Below are 22,061 nucleotides of genomic sequence, written 5' to 3' on the forward strand. Positions count from 1 at the left end.
TGGAGTAATTATTCACTATACAAGCTAATTATATTAGGCCTGAAACCTTGCAAGAGGCAAGTGATATCATCAATAACGCAGTAGCGGCACTCCCTATTTTCCGTCACTATCACATCCAAGAAGACGTCCTACACGCCAGTACCGATGGGCAAAAATTTGAAACTCACCTTGAGACTTTTAAAACTCGCTACTCCTCGAAATACTTCGGCACCAACAAAGGTATTACGGCCATGACGTTAGTTGCCAATCATAGTGCGTTAAATGCCCGTATAATAGGATCTAATGAGCATGAGTCCCATTATATTTACGACTTACTACAATCTAATACTAGTGATCTTAAGCCTGACGTACTCTCAACCGACACCCATGGTGTTAATCATGTTAATTATGCCTTATTGGATTTATGCGGTTATAGTTTTGCGCCTAGGTATGCTCAGTTCACCAGTGTGATCAATGACCTATTTAACGTAACTGAAAGCGACGACGGAAATACGCATCTGGCGCTGAAAAAGCCGATAAAAATGAATGTGATTGAGGAAGGCTGGCAGGATATTCAGCGTATTGTGTTATCCCTTCAAGAAAAACGCACAACACAGGCATTGCTAGTACGCAAATTATCTGGTTATCCATCTGGACACCCTATATTACAAGCATTAACGGAATATAATAGGCTCATCAAAGCCCAATATTTACTTGATTATATTGATGATGCAAGTCTGCGCCAATATGTTCAACGAGCACTGAACCGAGGCGAAGCCTGGCATTTCCTCAGGCGAGCCATTGCATCGGTCAATCGTGACCAGTTCCGCGGAAAAAACGAATCAGAAATAGTCGTTTGGAACGAGTGTGCCCGTTTGACGGCAAATGCAATTATTTACTTTAACTCGATGATCCTAAGTCATCTACTACTGCACTTTGAAGACGTTGGTGACGAGGAAAAAGCTGCAATAACTCGACAAGTATCACCCGTTGCATGGCAGAATATTAATCTAAGCGGCACTTATCAGTTCGCTAGTAACCGCAAACTACCTGATTTACAGGAAATAACTAGGCCTATTGTTCAAAATGAAGTCTAAAATGAAAGGTAACCCAGCTCCACAAGCCACTAACTGCTTGGGTTATGGCGATTTATGTTACTTTAGAGGGGAAAATCCCTAGAACCCCTCGTACTACCAATAAAAAACTGGCGTATTTTTGAGTGACCATATGCACCAACCACCATCATATCAATAGCGTTTTTCTCTTGGTAATCTAATATTGATTTCTCGACATCACCTTCAAGTACGATATCAATTACATTAAAACCATTATTTGCAAGCAGCTCTTTTGCCCAAGTAACTTGAGATGTCATATCACTATTTGGCTTACCAACATATACCACATGAGCTGTCAGGTTTTTTAATAAAGGGCTATTGGCAATTTTTTCTACACAAATGCGTGCAGTCTGACTTCCATCAAAAGCAATTAAAAAAGACTTAGGTGGACTAAAGAGTGCAGATGTTATTAATACGGGTTTATGAAGGGCACGAACAACATTTTCAATATGGGTTCCAACTTTAGGGCAATGATAGCAGTTAGACTCTTTTCTATCCACCCTAACCGCAGTATCGAAGTAAAAGTATAGAATTATCATAGATAATTTTAGAATTGATTTATGTCCATTTAACATAATGGTTGTTATACGAAACGAGAGTGTTAGAACCCATTTAAAGTGTCTATATTCTCACCAATAAAAATGTCCGGTTTCTCCGAGGTAAAATATGACTTTTGAACAAAAATAAGCCATTGTTTATTCTTTTTATTTCCAACAAAATTCCAGAACTCATCTACTTCGAGAGATTCATAATGACTTTGCTGAGGCTGAATTTCATAGGTTGATTCAGTTAAAGTACGTAAAACTTTACCGATACTGATGCGCTCAACTTCAGCAATATCTCGTATACCGCTGCCTCTGACCATCAACTGTAATATTTTACGAGTAATACCTGACTTACATCCTAGATAGCTCAGTGCATGATCACCAATAAACTGACGTTTACAGTCTTTGCACTGATAGTTTTGTTTCCCATCTACTTTGATACCATTTTTCTTTATACTATCACTGAGGCAGGTTGGACATTTGATTGCTAGAGTTATTTGCATTTCTCTATTTTATCAAAATCCAATCGGCTTTTTCTTCAGCATACTTTTTGAAACACTACCAAATTTTAAAGTTGTATATCATGAAATTATTAAAAATATTGAGTTTAGTTTGCTTAAGCATAAGTATTGGGGCTTGTGCTGAGCATAGTATGAGTCGAGCAAAAACAAGTACAATTCCACAAGTGAATAACTCAATCATCGATCAGAATGTTCAAGCGCTTTTTAATGAAATCTCAGCTGATGCTGTGTTTGTCACATATGATGGTCAAAATATTAAAAAATATGGCACGCATTTAGACCGAGCAAAAACAGCTTATATTCCTGCATCTACATTTAAAATTGCCAATGCACTAATTGGTTTAGAAAATCATAAAGCAACATCTACAGAAATATTTAAGTGGGATGGAAAGCCACGTTTTTTTAAAGCATGGGACAAAGATTTTACTTTGGGCGAAGCCATGCAAGCATCTACAGTGCCTGTATATCAAGAATTGGCACGTCGTATTGGTCCAAGCTTAATGCAAAGTGAATTGCAACGTATTGGTTATGGCAATATGCAAATAGGCACGGAAGTTGATCAATTTTGGTTGAAAGGGCCTTTGACAATTACACCTATACAAGAAGTAAAGTTTGTGTATGATTTAGCCCAAGGGCAATTGCCTTTTAAACCTGAAGTTCAGCAACAAGTGAAAGAGATGTTGTATGTAGAGCGCAGAGGGGAGAATCGTCTATATGCTAAAAGTGGCTGGGGAATGGCTGTAGACCCGCAAGTGGGTTGGTATGTGGGTTTTGTTGAAAAGGCAGATGGGCAAGTGGTGGCATTTGCTTTAAATATGCAAATGAAAGCTGGTGATGATATTGCTCTACGTAAACAATTGTCTTTAGATGTGCTAGATAAGTTGGGTGTTTTTCATTATTTATAAGAATTAGAAGTTTGAGGTTAATCTATTTTTGGTAGTGTTTCAAAAAGTATGCTGAAGAAAAAGCCGATTGGATTTTGATAAAATAGAGAAATGCAAATAACTCTAGCAATCAGGCACTGTTGCAAATAGGCTGACATGATAAGCTAAATATCTTATTTATTTCGAGATACAGCAGATGAATCCCTTCCATGGTCGGCACTTTCAAGGTGAAATCATTCTTTGGGCTGTTCGTTGGTATTGTAAATATGGCATCAGCTATCGTGAACTTCAAGAAATGCTCGCTGAACGGGGTGTGAATGTTGACCACACCACAATTTATCGTTGGGTTCAGCGTTATGCTCCAGAAATGGAAAAACGCTTACGCTGGTATTGGCGTAATCCTACAGATTTACATTCATGGCATATGGATGAGACTTATATCAAAGTGAAGGGGCGATGGACTTACCTGTATCGTGCAGTTGATCAACGTGGTCATACGATTGACTTTTACCTTTCCGCTAGACGGAACAGTAAATCAGCCTATTGTTTTTTAGGAAAAATCTTCAATACGGTGAAAAAATGGCAAATTCCACGGGTCATCAATACAGATAAAGCAGCGACCTATGGCCATGCTTTATCACGGTTAAAGCGAGAAGGAAAATGTCCAGTAGATATTGAGCACAGGCAGATTAAGTATAAAAATAATGTCATTGAATGTGATCATGGTAAGTTAAAGCGGATCATCAGGGCCACATTAGGATTCAAATCTATGAAGACGGCTTATGCCACAATTAAAGGTATTGAAGTCATGCGTGCACTACGTAAAGGACAAGCATCGTCATTTTATTATGGTCAGCCTCAAGGTGAAGTGTGTCTAATCAACAGGGTTTTCGGTCTCTAAGCACTTTTAAAAAGGAACTTCATCGACTAAAATCTCTATTTGCAACAGTGCCGTTTTCAGTCTCTAAGCTTTTTTGAAGGGAATATCATCGACTCAAATCTCTATTTGCAACAGTGCCCGTATTACTACATCACAAGATGATAATTGCTACGCAATTCTTTCTCTAAGAGCAGCACTACACTGATAGCTATTTGTAAAAAATAAGGGGGTAAGCACATAATATTTAATAGTTTTCATCTAACTTATTGCATTAATTTTTGAAGACGTTTTATGCTGTTTTTCTAGCTTAATCGCGTTATAAACAGCGCTGAGAGACAAACCGGTAAGTTTGGCAATGTCTGTGGCTTTCTTGCCACGTTTTGCTAATTTCCTGGCCTCAGCACGTTGCTGTGCGTATTTTTTACCTTTTGCCTTACCGCCTTTTTTTCCGCATTTTGATGCAAGTTCACTCAGTTCTGACTGCGTGAACTTTTCATATTTCCCTAATTTTTCATAGCAAAATTTTATAATGCTACGACAAGTTGCACTAACCTCTGCTTTTGGAAGCGGTGGATGACATTTTGAGGTGTTTAGTTCACATGCCAAATCATGAATAACTCTCTCAAATTGAGCATTTGTCCACTCCCGTGCATTCTTCTTGTATAATCCATACGCATGTTTACGCACTGTATGGAATAAAACAGTATTTCTTCTTCCGGCCAGCACTGTGAGCAAATTTAAATCTTCTGCTGTGACTTGATCTGTTGTTTTTTTCTGTAATCTTTCAATGAACGTTGTATTTATTACTTGTAATTCACTGATACGAGCTAGCTCATACATTTCATACGGACTAGAACGCATACCTACCACATCCCATTGTGTACAGAAAGGATTCTTGGCAATATAATTATGATAACAATCATCTCCGCCAAAAATCGTATTTAAGTGCTGTTTCAGGGCCTTATAGAATCTATGTGCTTTTTTGCTGTAATTGCCTTTACTATTTTTGACATCAATGCATAGCCAATTTTTTAAGCAATAAACGAGCTGAACGTGTCCGTTTGCCGAATTTTTGATGATCAAGTTAGGAGTCGGTGCATTCGGTGTACTGTAGATCATCACTTCTATCGAATCCGCGATTCGGCGATCGATATCAATCACCAAGACGCCAATTTTAAAGTCAGAAGCCATTTTCATATAAGCAAATTTTGAAAAATCTGCATCATCTTTATGAAGCATGACTGGTTTTTCACCCGCCAGCGCTACTTTACTCTTCCATAATAAACAGACATCTGAAATAGATGAACGAAAAATGTTAAGTGCATCATCGAGGTCTGTTTTTTTTGTTTTTTGTTCTTCAAAAACAAAGTTCTTTTGAAATAAGTCAAACGGATTTGCATTTTTTATCATTAATGAATCAGTACATTAAACTTGTTAGAGTTGCTCTCGACTGTAATGTATTTAAAAAAATGACTTTTCCATTTGTAGGGTTTTTGGAAAAAAAAGTTGGTTTGGTTTGAGAAATGAAGATTTGTTGTAATGTTTCAGAGGCTTGGTATTGCATGGTCATATGACTCTACTAGCCACAGAGACTGTCTTGAAACAAGCAGAACAGTTGGCAGCTTAGTTAGCTTCTGCTTGAATTTTCTGAAATTAAATTGAAATCATTAAGAAACTATATTAGTTTCAATATAAAACTAATATAGTTTCGTTTTATACCTCAAGACCTAACTCTTTCAGAGTACCTGCATACTTCCTGACAGCCTTAACATCTTGCAGCTCAATCAGAAGTCTTTTCTCCAAGTCTGCATACGATTCACCAACTTCGGCTTTCTGACTGGCAAATGGATCGTAATGGGCAAGCTTGTTTGCGAATAGCCTAATCTGTTTATCGCTGAGTTTTTTGTGAGACCCACTCTCAGTCTCTTTGGTTTTCTTAGAACTAAAAGAGAAAGAGAATCCGGTAATGTTTCGGCCAGACTTATGTTGCACATAGGCCGCAACAATATCCGTCTTTTCGTTGATTTGAACCAAAGCAGCATCTAGGACTTTCTTCTTAAAGTTGCTCATGATCTTGTATTCATCACTACCCAGTCCCAGCTTGAAGCGAAAGTCATCAACAAGGAAGAGTGGAGTTTTACCAATACTGCGCCACTGAATTAACAATTCATATAGACGGATCGCATACTTGCTGGTTAATGAGCTTATTTGCTTCAGTTCATACGAAGTAAAAGATTGCTCTAATTCAGTGATCAAGGGAATGACATCTGGAGCAAAAACCAGTTCAAGAATACCGGCAGAATCGACATAGGCTATTCTTGACACCCAACGCGATTTAACGATCTTTTCCTTCTGGGTAGCCTCATGGATACCTTTATAACTGAACTTGCGCTCAAACAGGCTATTAGCAGCGTTCTTTAGAGCTTCGTAGGCAGCATGTCTATCTACATTGAATTGCTTCATATAGTGCTGTGCATGGACTTCTAAGGTGCTCTTAGCATCCACATCTTTGCTTATCTCTCTGGCTCGTACGATGGCCAAAAGAATGAGACGCTGCTCTGTAGTATCTAGGTTATAACTGGCATTGATTAAGGCATTGTCTTTAACTACTAACTCTTTTGTCACAATGACTTTCCTAATTCTTATTGCTAATAACTATACTTAAACAACTCAAGTATGTAAATGGTGGGGAAAGGTATCGGTATAGGTGGGGAAAGGTATCGGTATAGGTGGGGAAAGGTATCGGTATAGGTGGGGAAAGGTATCGGTATAGGTGGGGAAAGGTATCGGTATAGGCTCTGAAAGCCTTTTGTGTAAAGAGTTTTAGCCTGTCTAAAAATATTAAAAATATTAAAAATAAAAATAAAAAAGGATTTTGTTGAAAGATTAAAGATTATTTACTTCTCGTGTATCAATTGCATACTATGAAATCAAAGAAGAAATAATCTAATAATTGGTATGGTGGGAAAAGGTATTTATATCTTTTATGTTAAGAAAGCCAAACGAAAACATCTTTACTTAATTGCATAGTGAAACTATATTAGATACAAATTAGTTCTAAAATATACCTAAAATGATTGTGTTAATTGGAAGCCAAAAAGGTGGATGTGGAAAATCTACAATAGCCATCAACATAGCTGCTTATCTTGCTAAACATAACAAAGACATCGTACTTGTCGATGCAGATCCTCAACAAAGCTCAGCAAACTGGGTTAAAGATCGTGATAACACAGATCTACCTAAGGTTCATTGCGTTCAGCGTTATGGTGACATCAAGAACACTTTGAAAGACTTAAATAGCCGGTATGACTATGTAATTGTCGATGTTGCAGGTCACGATAGCAAAGAGCTTAGAACAGCAATGTTAACAGCCCATTACATGGTCGTCCCATTCAGACCATCACAATTTGACCTGGACACTTTACCTCACCTTTCAGAAGTGATTGATCAAGCAAAATCATTTAATGAAGATCTGAAGCCATTTGGCTTACTGACATTGGCTCCAACCAATCCATCAGTGTCTGAAGTACAACAAGCAAATGATTATCTCGCTGACTTTCCTCTGTTCACAGCATTGTCATCAGTAATCCATGATCGCAAGGTTTACCGTGATGTCACCGCTGAAGGTAAAGGCGTTGTCGAATCAAATAATCCAAAAGCGATAGAAGAGTTTGAGGCATTTATGGAGGAACTTCTTGCATGATTAAGAAAAGGGAAATTGCCAAGACAACGCCAGATCTTGAAGCCTTCATCAATGGGGCTAACGAACAAATCACCCCTAAACTAGATCCTAAAGCCTCTAGAAAATTCAAGACGCATACGATTCCAATGAATGAATATGAGTACAAATTATTGACTGAGTTAGCTGAAAAGTATGGTCAAACTCATAATGGAATTATTAGATTTGCTTTGAAGAAACTTAGTGAAGAATAGCAACCAATTTGAAACTAAATTAAAATTATTTTAGTTTTAAATTAGTTGTTTTTTGAATATAAAAAAGCCCTTAATCATTAAGGGCTTTTTTAGGCACTGTTGCAAATAGAGATTTGAGTCGATGATGTTCCCTTTAAAAAGTGTTTAGAGACCGAAAACTCTATTGATTAGACACACTTCACCCTGAGGCTGACCATAATAGAATGATGAAGCTTGTCCGCCTGTCATGATCACATTCGATCACGTTATTCTTGTACTTAACCTGCCTGTACTCAAGATTTGGTGGACATTTTCCTTCTCGTTTTAACCGTGACAAAGCACATCCATATGTGGGTGCTTTTCCGTGTTGATCACCCTTGGAATTTGCCATTGCTTCTCGTTGTTCAGAATTTTTCCGAGAAACCGATAAGCCGCCTGGGTATTACAGCGGAGAGGTGAAAATCGATGACCACGTAGATCAACTGCCCGGTATAAATACGCCCCTTGGCGACCACTGCTTCAAAACGTAAATCTTTATGCTGTGGACGAGTGAGTGTGTCTTCTTGCTTGATATCGAATTTAGCAAAGTGAACATCATGCAGAATCATGTTCATTCGTGCCAAGTTGTAGGTGGTACGGTTCATCTCTTGACCGTAAATCATATCGACATCTTGAACTTCACGTTTTACACGCAAAAGCAAAGAACCTGAGCCACATGTTGGATCATAGACTGAACGTAGACGCTCTTTACCTTGGGTTACTATCTTCGCAAGCAATGTTGAAACGGTTTGAGGTGTATAGAATTCACCAGCTTTTTTACCAGCACCGGAAGCAAATTCACCAATCAGATATTCGTAGGCATCACCCAATACATCAGATTCCGAGTTACTGAGATCGAAATCAATATTGTCTAAATGCGTCAGTACTTTGCTGACCAATTCATTACGATCGTTGGCATTGTTACCAAGTTTAGTTGAGTTGAGGTCGAGATCTTCAAATAGATTGGCAAAGTCATCTTCAGACTCAGCACCCAAGGTACTACGTTCGATTTCTCGTAAGGTATTTGAAAGCTCATCAAGAATAAACTCACCCTGACGACCACGTTCAGCAATTGTGTGGAACAGTTGTTTTGGTGCTAGGGCATAACCGACTTCTTCAACTGAGTTTTCTTTGATGCCGTCAATCAGTTCAGCGTGATCAGGGTTATTTTCATCAAGTTGATAGTATTTTTCTGCAAGGCCTTCATCTTTCAACAGTTCATTGGCAAAAGAAATCGCTTTTTCTGACAGGTATTTGTAGAAAATGAAGCCGAGAATGTAGTCACGGAACTCATCGGCTCCCATTTTTCCACGTAAGTCGTTTGCAATATTCCAAAGATGTTTTTGTAGTTGTTGAAGTTGAACCTGGGTCATGAAGCAAGAATCTCTAGTAATACCTAAATTTACTTAAGTATAGCGAGTATCTGCTTATAAAAATTAGGTTTATTAGGTTATGAAAGTAGATAAATGATGAATTTCGAATAAGAGATTTTATGTTAAATAGGGGTAATTAAAGATTGAATTTCAAACCCATTTTCATCAACTAATTCAATACCAACTGCTTTTAAACGATCTATAGGATCACCTGTTTTCAAACACCATCCATTAGGCATATTTGTTTTTAATCCTGAAAATTTAGTATCTAACTTTTTCTGTTCTTCATAGGAAATATGGGCTACACCAAGATTTCTTTGTAGAATTTTGGAGAGTTCAGCATCTGATAATTCATTGCTTTCAATTAATACCCATAAGTTGTTAAAGACATAAGCCATGGGAACAATATGTTCTTTCCATGGCTTAATAGCCATTGCTGATTTATTATTAAAAATATTCTTTGAGTATCCTTTAAAAAGCAGTTCATTTTCTGGATGAAATAAATGCTCCATTAATCTGGAGCTATATCCCCATGGTTTATTAATGTTTTCTTGAAGAGTGATAATGTTTTTTACATGTTGAATGATTAAATCACACGTGCTCTTAATGTATTGATTAATATGTTCTTTTTCAGTCATGTTGGTTTTCCAAAAAATTACTGCTACCTTAGCGATTTTATTATAGTGATAAAATGAGTAATCTTAAGAAAGTTATTTTAATCCAAACAGATATTACAACATTCGCTGTACAGGCTATCGTTAATTCAGCGAATAAGTCTTTGCTTGGTGGCAGTGGGCTTGATTATATCATTCATAAAAAAGCAGGACCTTTGATGAAGAATGAATGTATTCAACTTCATCAAGAAAAAGGCGGGTGTTCAACTGGACAAGCAGAAGTTACTACTGCTGGAAACCTGCCTGCCCAATATCTTATTCATGCTGTTGGGCCAAGATGGTTAGATGGTGAGCGTAATGAGCCACAATTGCTTTGTGATGCTTATAGTAATGCGATTATGAAAGCTAACCATATTGGTGTAAAAACTATTTCTTTTCCAAACATCAGTACAGGTGTTTATGGTTTTCCTCGCCAACTGGCAGCCGAAATTGCAATTGGTACCATACTTTCAACACTTCCCCAATATGACTGTGTTGAAGAAGTATTTTTTGTATGCCGAGATGATGAAAACTATTTAATTTATAAGGAGATACTTTCTAACATTAACGACCCAAAAATAAAAATACAGATTGAATAAATTAAATTATAGATAGCTCATATAAGAATCCTGCTACCAGTTTGGCTAAAAGCTCATGATCTTCTTGGGATTCAACGATATCAACCATTAAATCATCTAAACCCGTGTGTATTTTAACGCAAGTTTGTTGATCTAACAGTAGTGTTGGTCAAATTTGATAGTGTGAGTCTTTTTTTAGCACCGATTGTTCTGGATTTAAATTAAAAAAATCATAGACTTTATTAATTTTTGATTTATATAACAATGTCTTATCCAAATAAATAATTGATTTTTCTTTGTTGGTATCAAAAATTACTCGACCTCTTGGGATCTGTTCATACTCATAGTTTTGTAGTTCAGAATACTTTTCTTGCAATGTAATCCAATATTCAATATGTGTATATGGGCTATCAATCAGGCCAATAGAGTCTGCTTTCGTAATATTAAAGGAATGTGCAATACCAATGACTTGATTATTCCAGTACCAAAAGATCCCTATTTTCATTTGTCTTTATGCCTAGTTTTAAGTTCAACTAAAATTAATATAATACGGATTATCCGAAAATATTCAGACAATAAAAAAGCCCGACATCCTGTCGGGCTTTTTCGTATTGGGTGTTTAGGTATAACTCCTGTCGTACCTCACGTCCTGGTGTCGCACTTATCATTATTGTTTTATGTGTTGGAACATCCTGTTCTCTATGTCCCTATCATATGAAAAATCCCTGCGGTGACATAGACGCAATGGTCCTTAATTCATGTCAGCCTGAGCGTACAACATTGCTCAAAACTTACCCCAAGGTTTATCCGCAAAAATTGTGGATTGTTTTTAGGCTGAAAGCCTTATAGAGTGTATGTGATTCTTGGTTTTGAGTGTTTTTTGAGCAAAAATGTTGGCAAAAAATATCAAAACCGCTCATAAAAAAGCCGACTTGTTTCAAAATCGGCTTTTTACGGATTTTAGGGTTGAATGTGAAATTTTAAGTCATTGATTTTTATATTAATATACAAGTGTATTGCGTATAACCACCATTATGTTAAATAGATAGCAGTTGGGAGATTATTTATTCTTTCAATAGACAAAAACTTGCGGAATTTTTCTTAATTTGTAATCCTTGCGGCCAAGGGTGTCTAGCGTAGCTAAGACAGGTATTCGTTATAGTCGGGCCGCTATAATACGGATGACGAGTGCCTGTATGTTTAACCTAAATATCTTTAACAAGATCTCTAGCGAAGTATTGACCATCAAAAATGATCTTGAGCTGAATTCTGAAAATCAACTGATAACTAAGTATAAGACTTCTACTTCTGAAGATTATAAACAGGCTATTGTTTTGATTTTTAAAGAACGTGGCTATACACGTTTGGAAATAGGTCAATTACTTGGGGAGCCAAAAGCTTCATAAAATACCGATTAAACAAAGCTTGGATATAACATCCAGGCTTTATAAAAAAGTACCTAGCTGTTACCCTTGTCCTGATTTTTTTACTCTAAAACGTTCTTTCATCTTATGACACTTACGCCACCTTAAGTTTATTTATCGTCTTAAATCTGTAAATAACTCATCACTGTCTAGTGATGTGGTGTAGTCGTTTGTGTGTTGTATATATCACATCACTAGCCTATCTGAAAAATTAAAAAACAGGCTATGTTTATGTTATCTAATGTCCGAGAACAGTGGTTCTCTAACATCCGTGGGGATGTACTTGCCGGATTAGTCGTCGGTCTTGCACTCATCCCTGAAGCCATCGCATTTTCAATTATTGCAGGTGTAGATCCTAAAGTTGGTCTATACGCATCCTTCTGTATTGCCGTCGTGATTTCTTTCGTAGGTGGTCGTCCTGCCATGATTTCAGCAGCCACTGGTGCAATGGCGCTGCTTATGGTCACATTGGTCAAAGAGCATGGGCTTGAATATCTGCTGGCAGCAACAATTTTGACAGGCGTGATTCAAATATTGGCAGGCTATTTAAAGCTCGCCAAGTTAATGCGGTTTGTATCTAAATCTGTGGTTATTGGATTCGTAAATGCGTTAGCGATCTTAATTTTCATGGCTCAATTGCCTGAACTGATTAATGTGACCTGGCATGTATATGCTTTTGTTGCTTTAGGTTTAGCAATTATTTATCTATTCCCTCTGGTTCCCAAATTAGGAAAATTACTCCCTTCTCCACTAGTCTGCATCATTGCAATCACATTATTGGCAATCGCTTTAGGAATTGATGTACGGACCGTGGGCGATATGGGGTCTTTACCTGACACACTTCCAATGTTCTTGATTCCAGATATTCCTTTGAATATTGAAACATTGATGATTATTTTGCCTTATTCAGTCGCACTGGCGGCTGTAGGTTTACTTGAATCGATGATGACAGCAACTATCGTGGATGAAATGACTGATACGCCAAGTGATAAATATCAGGAATGTAAGGGACAAGGGATTGCGAATATTGCTTCTGGCTTTATGGGTGGCATGGCCGGTTGTGCAATGATTGGTCAATCTATGATTAACGTAAAATCAGGTGGCCTTACACGCTTATCAACATTCTCTGCGGGCATTTTTCTTCTTATTCTGGTTGTATTTATCAGCGACTGGCTCAAAGTGATTCCAATGGCTGCATTGGTAGCGGTAATGATAATGGTCTCTATCAGTACCTTTGAATGGAGTTCTGTCACTCAGTTAAAAGATAATCCTAAGAGCAGTAATATCGTCATGATTGCGACGGTGATTGTAGTTGTTGCTACGCATAACCTGGCTTTGGGTGTGTTAACAGGCGTATTACTTTCAGCCTTGTTCCTGGCGAATAAACTTGAAAATGATATCCAGGTGACAGCATCTTTTGAAGGAATGGCCCGTTTATATGAGTTGAGAGGTCAGATCTTCTTTAGTTCTTCTGAAAAATTCATGCAAGGTTTTGACTTTAAAGAGGATGTAAAGGAGGTGATTATTGATTTGACCCATTCTCACATTTGGGATGTAACATCAGTCGCCATGCTTGATTCTGTTGTAAATAAATTTCAAAAGAATGGTGCGAATGTCACAGTACGTGGTCTAAATGAAGCCAGTTCGATCATGATTGATAAGTATGGGACACATGCCAGAATTTAAGTTTTAAAAATTCTATATTTATATAGAATTTCTAAAATTAACATAATACACGTTATACGAATTCCCAAGGCATGGCTTTTAGTCATGCTTTTTTTATCAAAAGACTATACCTGAATGATAGCGAGCCAAATCGCATACAATATCTATCATTAGACTTAATGCAATAATTAAATGATAGTATTATCATTAATCTAATAGAATTAAGATTAAATGATAGAAATGAATACACGTATTTATCTACGAGCTTCAACTAAAGATCAAGATGCAGAAAGGGCTTTGCAGATTCTTCAGGATCTAAACCAAAACTTGAATTTGGGTGAAACCATTGTGTACGTGGAAAACTATAGTGGTACGAAGTTAGACCGACCTGAATTGAATAAGCTACTGTCAGAAGCAAATCAAGGTGACACATTGTTAGTTGAAAGTATTGACCGCTTATCACGCCTAACCCAACGAGATTTTCAAGAGCTGAAGCGCAGGATCCAGGAGAAGGGACTTCGTTTAGTCGTAGCAGATCTTCCTACTACCTACCAAATGATTCAAACCAGTGACAGCATTACTCATTCAATCTTGGAACTCATCAACAATATGTTGATTGATCTTCTGGCAACAATGGCCCGCCTAGACAATGAGAAACGTATAGAACGTATTAAGCAGGGCCTGGCACGTTCGGGTTACAAACCAACAGGCAAGAAGGCAAATGAGGCTAAACATAAACGAATAAAAGAATTGCTAGTAGTTGGCAATATGACTAAGGAAGAAATTGCCAAAGCAGTGAATTGTGGAGTTGCAACTGTCTATCGAGTTGCTAAAGTTATCTAAAAGAGGCTTATCTCAACGCGCCCCCAATGGGGCACCGCTGCATTCAGGTTACTTCACATAAGAAATTTTATGTTAAATGATTGTTAGAAATGCCCCTTGATCGAGGCATTTTCTATAAAGAATACTAAAAACTAATTAAAGCCAACCAAGTTTCAAAACAAGGCAGTTCTCAGCAATCATATTTTTAAATTATATAACTCCCAACTGAGCTTTTGCTCCAACGATAAGGCTTTCATTTTGAGTTTCTAAGGCAAATAAACCATACATCAAAGGAGAGGCCGCTGCTCTTTCTAAAGTCTGTTCATATAGTTTATTCCAAACTTTACCCCCTAGTTTTTCATACTCGATGATTAGAGTTTTGAGGCTTTCTTCTCCAAACAAAGTTACATGCCCAGCAAAATCAATCGCTGGGTCATCTATATGGGCTGTTGACCAATCAATAACGCCTGAAACAGCTCCATCCTTTGAAGCTAGTACATGCCCAGCATATAAATCGCCATGTATAAATTGGGTGAAATCTGCCCATAGAACATCATTATCCAACCATTTTCTGTAGCGGGTTTCCAATTGCTCACTTATACCAATTTCAGATTTTACTAACTGCAAATTGTTTGCTATTTCAGGTCTTAAATCTGAAGGTTTCATAATTTTCAAATCATTTTCCCGAACTTCTTTTTCAGGAATACTATGGATTTCAAATAAGGTTTTTGCCAAAGATGTTATGTATTTCGGGCTATCTTTGTCCATATTCCAAATTATTTCATAGGTTTCAGCATCCAAATTTAAAACAGGATTATCTTTAAGTATGGGATAAGCCACTAATTCTGTAGATGAAATTCTCCAATCAGGAACCTCTACAGAAAGATGTTTTTTTACCAATTCTAAAATGCGTTTTTCTTTCTTGATTTGTTCCCTCATGCCATCACGACGAGGAATACGCAGCAACCATTGTTGCCCCTTTGTATCAAGAGCAAAAACGACCTTAAAATCAATGCCCATTTCATTGAAATTCATTTTGTCCGTAAGCAACAAGCCGTGTGCTTCAGCAAGTGATTGAATATCTTGAATTGTCATTTTTAATTTCCTTTAAAGAGTTCAATAATTAATGTTCGGATTAGATTGGCTATCATTAACAATCTCTCTCAAAAGTCTTGATGATTTTGTGGTCTTTGATCTCGTAGATAATGTCAGCAATATTATCGACCAATTGCTTGTCATGAGATACGAAGATAATAGTTCCTGCATAGGACTTCATCATTGTTTCTAATGCGGCAATACTTTTTAGGTCAAGATAGTTTCCTGGTTCATCCATAAGCAAAATATTATATTTTCCTAAAAGCATTTTGGATAAAAGCAGTTTGATGATTTCACCTCCCGATAAGTCGGATAAGTTTTTTTGAATATCATTCGCTCCGATCCCCATTGAAGCCAATACTGCACGAATTTCCGCAACTGTGTACTCGCACTCTTCCTGCATAAAGGAGAGCACAGATTTATGCGTGTTAAATTTATATCCTGTTTGTGTAAAGTAGCCAATTTCAGCTTTTGGAGATATGGTTAATCCATCAGCACGTTCTGATATCATTTTTAACAAGGACGTTTTCCCTGTTCCATTCGATCCAGTTATAGCGACTTTAGCGCCAAGCGGTATTATAAAGTTAGCGTCATCAAAGATAGTACGGCTACCAAATTTTAAGCTCAGACCATCTGCCGTAATCGGGAACTTATTGTGCAGTTCTAGGGCTGAACTTTGACGAAAACGAATAGAACGCAAATGCTCTGGTGCTTGAATATCTTCTAATGCAGCCAAACGCTTTTCCATACTCTTAGCTGCCTGATACAGTTTTCTTTGCTTGGTGCCAGTCATTTTTGCATGCCCAAGTCGTCCAGCACTTTCGGTAGAGTTTTTGGATTTTTCTCCTTTTTTCTTATTGTCTAATCGATTAGCTTGCTGGCGTTTTTCTTGCACAGCAGATTCTAATCGCTCCCGTTCCTTCATCATCAGCTCATATTCTACGGCTTGGTGTTGTCGCTCTTCTTCTTTTTGACGCAAGTAATCCGAGTAACCACCCCAATATTCCGTAATTTTACCGTCTTTTAACTCCCATATCTTGTCTACAACCATATCAAGAAAATATCGGTCATGACTGATAACAAGTAATGCTCCATCAAATGCTTTAAGTTGACCAATAAGTAGATCTATTCCATTGAGATCAAGGTGGCTGGTTGGTTCATCCGCTAGAATGCCATGTACTTGTTGGGAAAATGCGGCAGCAATTTTTGCACGAGTTTCCTCTCCGCCACTCATTGTGTCGTTTTGTACATTGGAAACACCAAGGCGAGATAACATTGCCCGGTCTTCGACCGTTTCTATTTCGATTCCGCCCAGTTGGCTGATATGTGCAAAATCACCAAAACGCTGTAATGTCGCTTCGGCTAAAACAATTTCGCCATTAAGTACTTTGAGTAAACTACTCTTTCCTGCTCCGTTATCACCCACAAGACCAATACGGTCATAAGAGTGAATTTCCAATTCATCAATATCCAAAACATCACGCCCAGCATAATCCAAGCGTATGTTTCTCGCTTTAATAATTAAACTCATTTTTATTTACTCCTGTTTAGCTCTTGAAATTTTTTATGCAGCAAACAGGATTTAGGTGAAAACAAAAGCTAGCATCACAGTGTCCTCCCAAAAAAAAAGCTATTCATCCACAGGGTGGACAAATAGCTAGTCAATTAAGTTATAACTGGAAACTATGCACTAAAAGCATACTTATAAATTAAGCATACTTTTACTTTATATATCCGCATATATTCTTAAAGACACAACAAAAGCCCACCATTATAAAATAGTGTCACTATGCAAATAGTTGTGTCTTAACGAATGCGGATAGAATGCATAAACTTACCTAAAAAATAAAATTCAGTTTTATGATAACTTTACTGTTAAAAGAAGTCTAGACAACCTTGTTTTATGCTTGGATATAAGGCTTATTTTAAAATAATAGTAGTGAAGATTTTCTAAAATTAACATAATACACCTTATACGTAATGCTTGATATTTCTCTTTAAATATCATTATATTAAAGCAAGCCGTTCTGGAATATAGGGCACCAGAGCGGCTTTTTATTGATTATTCATGTTCCACGCTTAAAATTCGAACAGTGTTTCATGATTTTTATAAGTTAAACTAAATTTAGTTGCTAATCCCAATAAGCTATTCACTAACTTGTAAATATCGGTATACCGCCTGACGACTAATCCCAAAAGCTTTCCCTAATGCCATTTTCGATGGATACTTCCCCTCCTTCCATACTTGTCGTAAAGCTTCAGCTTTGTTAGCGGCAATGTAAAAATGACCCCCCAACAGCATTTGAAAATTGACCCCCTTGGTTAATATAGTGGTCTTTTTGGACTGCTCAACATGTTAACTTTGGAGCAAGCAGTGACAATCCAAATACTTCATCAACAAGGTCAATCTATTAAGGCAATTAGCCGCGAACTCGGTATTTCATATTTCGAGCGTTTTTAAAAAACGCCTAGCCGTAGCTCGGGTCATATCTAATAAATTAGCTGTCTCAGATAGAGTAATTTTCCTGTTTTTTTCATTGAATAAATTTAAGACTAATAGGCCTTTTTCTAGTGAGGCTACATAGTCCTTGTCATTAAGCAAACTTGACATAGTTCTCCCTTTTTCATTGAATGAATAGTGTTCGCATAGAGAACAAAGTTCGCAATGCGAACACCATAAAAATGTGGGGACATGGTAGTCCCTGAAGCTAGTAGAGATGCTGAATGAAAAAATCAACACATATCCGTAGCCTTATGTTAGCAATGTTATTTGCTCATGCCACAACCCACGCAGAAGAACCTGCCTCTGAACCTCAAGGTTGGCTTTTTAAATCCGTTAATGAAAATGACCTAGATATTAAAGTTACAGGCTGGGTCCAAGCCAGTATCGCTGATAGTAATCATGGAGGACAGTTAACTCCAGCAACAATTTTTCGTCGTGATGATGGTGTAACACTTGACCAGGCAGCCATTATGGTCGAGAAAAAGGTAGAAAGTAATATTGTTAGCCGTGTTGGTGCTTTTCCTGGGCCAATGCCTCAAGAATTTGACTGGGGCTTTAATATTACAGGCATGTATGGTGCCGATAATTTCTTCTTCCGCACTTACGGCTTAGATGATGATTGGGGAAGTAATAAAGTCGGCAATTTTGGCTCGTCTGATATGTACGCCACGCTAACACAAGCCTATGCCGAGCTCTACTTACCTGTATTAGGTGGTAGTAACTTAATGGTTGGGTTGTTTCATACACCACTGATTAACGAAATTGGTTTTGCACTCCCTGCACCCGCACCAACTACCTTTTACACACACCCATATAGTTTTATTCATGGACCAGCCAAACATGTAGGGGCTTTATGGAGCAGCCACATTCTTAATGAACCTGGTAGCGCCACACTTTCCTATGAATTAGGAGCTGTACGAGGCCATAACAATTTACAAGATCCAAACAAGGATTGGGATGTTATTGCAAATTTACGCTGGCGTAGTAAAGATTTTTCAACATGGGTAGATTTTGAAAATATCTTTGGCAATGGCGCAGATGATTCTTTTGCTAAATGTGGTTGTGGATCACCAATTCCTGCGAGTTCAGAGTTGGCCAAGGATAAAAAACTCAATCGCTATCAAAGTTATTTAACAGTTACCAAATTTCTTAATCCAAAAAACAGTGTGACTGCTGAAGCATCTTATGGTTATCAAGAAAAAGCTTTGTTGGCTGACGTGTTTAATGCTGAACCGTTCGGGGTACCTGCGAATGGCGGTAAAGATGCATCATGGCAAGGCATTAATGTGAGCTATAAGCATAACTTTAATCCGCAACTAAGTTCAGCGATACGAGCAGAGTATTTTGACACTGATGGTGTTCACGTTCTCGTTCCCTACGACGGTATCTATAAAGCTGTCACCGCAAATATGACGTGGAACCCGAAACCTTACTTGCGTGTACGTCCCGAGATCCGTTACGACTGGTATAGCGGAGGTAGTAAACCTTTTGCTTCCCCACATCATACTTTACCGCCTCTGATTAATGGCACCGAAGATGACCAGCTTTCTTACTCTCTTGATTTGACATTCTTTTTCTAAATTCATTTAAAAGGAAATTAATAATGAATACACAAAAATGGGATACTTCCTATGAATGGAAGATAGTACTTCTTCTGACCTTAGGTTTTGGTTTAGTCGGCTTAGATCGGTGGATTATTGCACCATTATTGCCTTCAATCATGCGAGACCTCTCATTAAATTATCAAGATGTAGGTATGATTTTCGGTGCCCTAGGTATCACTTGGGGGATATTCGCCATTTTTGCAGGACGACTTTCTGATAAGATCGGTCATCGCAAAATTTTAATCCTATCTTTAATTGTTTTTTCTTTAGCATCCGGATTTTCTGGTGCGGCCATGGGTCTTACTAGTTTAATCTTAATCCGAGCGTTAATGGGCGTGTCTGAAGGTGCATTTTGTCCTACAAGCTTTGCAGCAACAGCAGTTGCAGCAAAACCTTCTCGTCGTGGCGCATTACAAGGGTTACAACAAAGTGGTTTTGCCTTATTTGGTTTAGGATTAGGTCCAATCATTGCAACCCAACTCATGCTAGTAGTTCCTTCCTGGCGTGAAGTTTTTTGGGTCGTTGCAATTCCAGGTTTTATTCTAGCTGTATTTTTATTTTTTGTACTACGCGAACCTGAACAAACTCAAGGCGGTCAACTGTTAATTTTAGAAAAACAGGCGGAGTCTAAAGAAAAAGTAAATTGGTTCGCACTACTTAAAACCCGTAATATTTTACTGAGTATGATTGGACTATTTTGTACCATGTCATGTGTATTTGTAATTAGTGCGATGGTTCCGCTTTATTTAGAAAATTATTAAAAGCTTACTCCTCAGGATATGGGTATCGTTGTTTCAGCGATTGGTTTTGGTGGTTTTCTAGGTCAGTTTTTAGTACCAACGTTCTCTGATTGGATCGGTCGTCGTGCGGCCTCTATTCTGAGCTTCCTTGGATCGGCGATTTTTATCTACTTATTTGCTAACGCTCCTGCGACAGTTATGAGCTTATTTGGTTTACTGTTCGTCTTGTCATTCTTTAGTTTAGGTTTAATTGCTTTACTTTCAGGTCCAATCGCTGCTGAGTCAGCACCGGCTGGTCTTGTAGCTTCATCAATTGGCTTAGTTGTGGGTGCCGGTGAAATCTTTGGTGGAGGCATTGCCCCTGTTCTTTCTGGAATAATTGCTGAAAATTATGGCATTCAAAATATTTTTTATCTCAGCCTTGTTGGTGCATTAATCGGTATGGTCATTAGTTTCTTCATTAAAGAAACAGCACCGCGTAAAGTGAATGCTACAACTCAACCAGCTAAAACTGTCAATCAAGTTGAGAATGCTTAATTAAATAGTGGAAGCTTTTTATCGATTAGGTATTCATTCAATGCCTAATCGAACATCCTTTTATTAGTCATTGTGAAGGCTTTGTTGCATAAACATGAATCGCCATTATTCTTCTAGACAAATTCCATCTCTTTTCAAATATCGATAGACAGCCTGTCGGCTAATACCAAATGCTTTTGCCAAATCAACTTTCGATGGATACTTCCCTTCTTTCCAGGCTTGTCGTAAGGCATTAGCCTGGTCAGGATTCAATTTATCTACCCGACCTTTATATTTACCTTGAGCAGCTGCAATTTTAATTCCCTCTTTCTGACGTTCAAGAATAATCTCTCGTTCAAATTGAGCAAAAGCTCCCATTAACTGCAACATCAGATTATCCATCGGAGTGGCCTGAGCCGTGAAGGTAATATTCTCTTTCACAAACTGGATGGCTACTCCCCTTTTTACGAGTTGATCAACTTCTGTGACCAAATCTTTTAGACTACGAGCAAAACGATCCATCGAATGAACAATAATCGTGTCTCCTTCACGGACATAACTAAGCATTTCCTGAAATTTAGGACGGGCTGTATTTTTACCTGAAGCTTTATCGACAAAAATTCTGTCGACTTCAATTCCCTCAAGTTGGCGTCCAATATTTTGGTCAATAGAGCTGACTCTGACATATCCAACTTTATGACCTTTCATATTGTTCTCTACTAGACGCCTATTTTCGCTTATTGTAACTAATGAATTTTAGATTTAAAAGATACATGTAACGTATGGATAAATTTTATTTAAATGAGACACAAATTCTAGGGGCTTTCTAGTGTTGCGTTAGGGCATACTCTATAGTTACATAAATTAGATTTAAAAACTTGTCTCCAATAAACCCAGTATGGTTCACCTAAACAGATTGCTACCCCTGAACAACCAGAATCCGAAAAAAGGGGCTTTTGGAGCCGTTTTTTTAGACCCTATGATTAACCACGATTGTTTAACTAATATGAACAAAGTCGTGAAACATTGCTTAATAAATAGGCGTGGAACGTGAATAATCATGAAAAAGCCGTTCCAGTGCGCTGAACCCTAGAACGGCTTTGACTAAACTATTGAGGCTAAAAGGAAAATTTCAAGCATTTCGTATAAGGTGTATTATGTTAATTTTAGATAAACTATAGAATCCATTAGTTTTTAAACCAATAAATTAAAT

General features: G+C 37.7%; 17 protein-coding genes and 10 pseudogenes. 13 read left to right on the top strand and 14 right to left on the bottom strand.

Annotated features, from left to right (window positions below; all coding sequences use genetic code 11):
• Positions 1 to 8: 8 nt before the first annotated feature.
• Positions 9 to 1,076 (top strand): annotated as a pseudogene (locus AC0KVP_RS16925) (Tn3 family transposase); the annotation flags it as partial.
• A gap of 62 nt (positions 1,077 to 1,138) precedes the next feature.
• Here the strand turns inward: AC0KVP_RS16925 and AC0KVP_RS16930 are convergent.
• Positions 1,139 to 1,558: pseudogene (locus AC0KVP_RS16930) on the bottom strand (universal stress protein); the annotation flags it as partial.
• 215 nt (positions 1,559 to 1,773) lie between these two features.
• Positions 1,774 to 2,142 (bottom strand): annotated as a pseudogene (locus AC0KVP_RS16935) (IS1-like element ISAba3 family transposase); the annotation flags it as partial.
• 80 nt (positions 2,143 to 2,222) lie between these two features.
• Between AC0KVP_RS16935 and AC0KVP_RS16940 the strand changes: the two are divergent.
• Positions 2,223 to 3,065, top strand: coding sequence for a carbapenem-hydrolyzing class D beta-lactamase OXA-58 (locus AC0KVP_RS16940; protein ID WP_002002480.1), 843 nt, complete (start codon positions 2,223 to 2,225; stop codon positions 3,063 to 3,065).
• A 175-nt stretch (positions 3,066 to 3,240) separates the two neighbouring features.
• Positions 3,241 to 3,945 carry an IS6-like element IS1008 family transposase gene (locus AC0KVP_RS16945; RefSeq protein WP_001067790.1) on the top strand — a complete coding sequence of 235 codons (705 nt, stop codon included), beginning with the start codon at positions 3,241 to 3,243 and terminating at the stop codon, positions 3,943 to 3,945.
• A 237-nt stretch (positions 3,946 to 4,182) separates the two neighbouring features.
• Here the strand turns inward: AC0KVP_RS16945 and AC0KVP_RS16950 are convergent, their stop codons facing one another.
• Both AC0KVP_RS16950 and repM read right to left on the bottom strand, forming a co-directional pair.
• On the bottom strand, positions 4,183 to 5,334 hold the full coding sequence (locus AC0KVP_RS16950) for a replication initiation protein (protein WP_473340635.1): 1,152 nt from the start codon (positions 5,332 to 5,334) through the stop codon (positions 4,183 to 4,185).
• Between the two features lie 303 nt (positions 5,335 to 5,637).
• Positions 5,638 to 6,549: a replication initiation protein RepM gene (gene repM, locus AC0KVP_RS16955; RefSeq protein WP_473340638.1), complete on the bottom strand. Its 912-nt coding sequence runs from the start codon at positions 6,547 to 6,549 to the stop codon at positions 5,638 to 5,640.
• A 448-nt stretch (positions 6,550 to 6,997) separates the two neighbouring features.
• On the opposite strand from repM, the gene AC0KVP_RS16960 reads away from it, so the two are divergent.
• Both AC0KVP_RS16960 and AC0KVP_RS16965 read left to right on the top strand, forming a co-directional pair.
• Positions 6,998 to 7,627: an AAA family ATPase gene (locus tag AC0KVP_RS16960; protein ID WP_125268346.1), complete on the top strand. Its 630-nt coding sequence runs from the start codon at positions 6,998 to 7,000 to the stop codon at positions 7,625 to 7,627.
• On the top strand, positions 7,624 to 7,857 hold the full coding sequence (locus tag AC0KVP_RS16965) for a ribbon-helix-helix domain-containing protein (protein ID WP_070155678.1): 234 nt from the start codon (positions 7,624 to 7,626) through the stop codon (positions 7,855 to 7,857). The genes AC0KVP_RS16960 and AC0KVP_RS16965 overlap by 4 nt, the downstream gene beginning before the upstream one ends.
• Positions 7,858 to 8,001: 144 nt before the next feature.
• On the opposite strand, the pseudogene AC0KVP_RS16970 reads toward AC0KVP_RS16965, so the two are convergent.
• The 3 genes and pseudogenes from AC0KVP_RS16970 to AC0KVP_RS16980 all read right to left on the bottom strand — a co-directional run.
• Positions 8,002 to 8,334 (bottom strand): annotated as a pseudogene (locus AC0KVP_RS16970) (DDE-type integrase/transposase/recombinase); the annotation flags it as partial.
• An 8-nt stretch (positions 8,335 to 8,342) separates the two neighbouring features.
• A pseudogene (locus tag AC0KVP_RS16975) lies at positions 8,343 to 9,248 on the bottom strand (type I restriction-modification system subunit M); the annotation flags it as partial.
• A gap of 122 nt (positions 9,249 to 9,370) precedes the next feature.
• Complete coding sequence (locus AC0KVP_RS16980; protein ID WP_473340641.1) at positions 9,371 to 9,886, bottom strand: hypothetical protein; 516 nt, start codon at positions 9,884 to 9,886, stop codon at positions 9,371 to 9,373.
• A 53-nt stretch (positions 9,887 to 9,939) separates the two neighbouring features.
• On the opposite strand from AC0KVP_RS16980, the gene AC0KVP_RS16985 reads away from it, so the two are divergent.
• On the top strand, positions 9,940 to 10,500 hold the full coding sequence (locus AC0KVP_RS16985; RefSeq protein WP_473340644.1) for a macro domain-containing protein: 561 nt from the start codon (positions 9,940 to 9,942) through the stop codon (positions 10,498 to 10,500).
• A 1-nt stretch (position 10,501) separates the two neighbouring features.
• On the opposite strand, the pseudogene AC0KVP_RS16990 reads toward AC0KVP_RS16985, so the two are convergent.
• Positions 10,502 to 10,609, bottom strand: a pseudogene (locus tag AC0KVP_RS16990) (type II toxin-antitoxin system death-on-curing family toxin); the annotation flags it as partial.
• A gap of 39 nt (positions 10,610 to 10,648) precedes the next feature.
• A complete protein-coding gene (locus tag AC0KVP_RS16995) occupies positions 10,649 to 10,984 on the bottom strand; it encodes a hypothetical protein (protein WP_002125021.1) in 336 nt (111 codons plus the stop codon).
• A 691-nt stretch (positions 10,985 to 11,675) separates the two neighbouring features.
• On the opposite strand from AC0KVP_RS16995, the gene AC0KVP_RS17000 reads away from it, so the two are divergent.
• The 3 genes from AC0KVP_RS17000 (at position 11,676) to AC0KVP_RS17010 (ending at position 14,411) form a co-directional block, all read left to right on the top strand.
• Positions 11,676 to 11,885 carry a hypothetical protein gene (locus AC0KVP_RS17000; protein ID WP_004976362.1) on the top strand — a complete coding sequence of 70 codons (210 nt, stop codon included), beginning with the start codon at positions 11,676 to 11,678 and terminating at the stop codon, positions 11,883 to 11,885.
• Positions 11,886 to 12,134: 249 nt separating this feature from the next.
• Entirely contained in the window at positions 12,135 to 13,589 is a 1,455-nt protein-coding gene (locus AC0KVP_RS17005) for a SulP family inorganic anion transporter (protein WP_026438532.1), read from the top strand.
• Positions 13,590 to 13,799: 210 nt separating this feature from the next.
• Positions 13,800 to 14,411 (top strand): recombinase family protein, encoded by a 612-nt coding sequence (locus AC0KVP_RS17010; protein WP_015060246.1) that lies wholly within the window; start codon positions 13,800 to 13,802, stop codon positions 14,409 to 14,411.
• Between the two features lie 189 nt (positions 14,412 to 14,600).
• Here AC0KVP_RS17010 and AC0KVP_RS17015 read toward each other — a convergent pair whose 3' ends face one another.
• The 3 genes and pseudogenes from AC0KVP_RS17015 to AC0KVP_RS17025 all read right to left on the bottom strand — a co-directional run.
• Positions 14,601 to 15,485, bottom strand: coding sequence for an Mph(E) family macrolide 2'-phosphotransferase (locus AC0KVP_RS17015; RefSeq protein ID WP_000155092.1), 885 nt, complete (start codon positions 15,483 to 15,485; stop codon positions 14,601 to 14,603).
• A gap of 55 nt (positions 15,486 to 15,540) precedes the next feature.
• The gene (gene msr(E), locus AC0KVP_RS17020) at positions 15,541 to 17,016 is read right to left on the bottom strand and encodes an ABC-F type ribosomal protection protein Msr(E) (protein WP_000052512.1); all 1,476 of its coding nucleotides are present in this window, start codon (positions 17,014 to 17,016) and stop codon (positions 15,541 to 15,543) included.
• Between the two features lie 615 nt (positions 17,017 to 17,631).
• Positions 17,632 to 17,754, bottom strand: a pseudogene (locus tag AC0KVP_RS17025) (DNA-binding protein); the annotation flags it as partial.
• 84 nt (positions 17,755 to 17,838) lie between these two features.
• On the opposite strand from AC0KVP_RS17025, the pseudogene AC0KVP_RS17030 reads away from it, so the two are divergent.
• Positions 17,839 to 17,928, top strand: a pseudogene (locus AC0KVP_RS17030) (helix-turn-helix domain-containing protein); the annotation flags it as partial.
• Here the strand turns inward: AC0KVP_RS17030 and AC0KVP_RS17035 are convergent.
• Positions 17,926 to 18,096 carry a helix-turn-helix domain-containing protein gene (locus AC0KVP_RS17035; protein WP_171265055.1) on the bottom strand — a complete coding sequence of 57 codons (171 nt, stop codon included), beginning with the start codon at positions 18,094 to 18,096 and terminating at the stop codon, positions 17,926 to 17,928. The pseudogene AC0KVP_RS17030 and the gene AC0KVP_RS17035 sit on opposite strands and share 3 nt — an antisense overlap.
• Positions 18,097 to 18,209: 113 nt before the next feature.
• On the opposite strand from AC0KVP_RS17035, the gene AC0KVP_RS17040 reads away from it, so the two are divergent.
• Positions 18,210 to 19,568, top strand: a complete 1,359-nt coding sequence (locus AC0KVP_RS17040) for an outer membrane beta-barrel protein (protein WP_026438267.1) — start codon at positions 18,210 to 18,212, stop codon at positions 19,566 to 19,568.
• Positions 19,569 to 19,591: 23 nt separating this feature from the next.
• Positions 19,592 to 20,869: pseudogene (locus tag AC0KVP_RS17045) on the top strand (MFS transporter).
• A gap of 105 nt (positions 20,870 to 20,974) precedes the next feature.
• Here AC0KVP_RS17045 and AC0KVP_RS17050 read toward each other — a convergent pair.
• Complete coding sequence (locus AC0KVP_RS17050) at positions 20,975 to 21,556, bottom strand: recombinase family protein (protein WP_180107377.1); 582 nt, start codon at positions 21,554 to 21,556, stop codon at positions 20,975 to 20,977.
• 201 nt (positions 21,557 to 21,757) lie between these two features.
• On the opposite strand from AC0KVP_RS17050, the pseudogene AC0KVP_RS17055 reads away from it, so the two are divergent.
• A pseudogene (locus tag AC0KVP_RS17055) lies at positions 21,758 to 21,835 on the top strand (plasmid replication DNA-binding protein); the annotation flags it as partial.
• Positions 21,836 to 22,061 lie beyond the last annotated feature (226 nt).

The sequence above is a fragment of the Acinetobacter sp. DL27 genome, assembly GCF_055810995.1.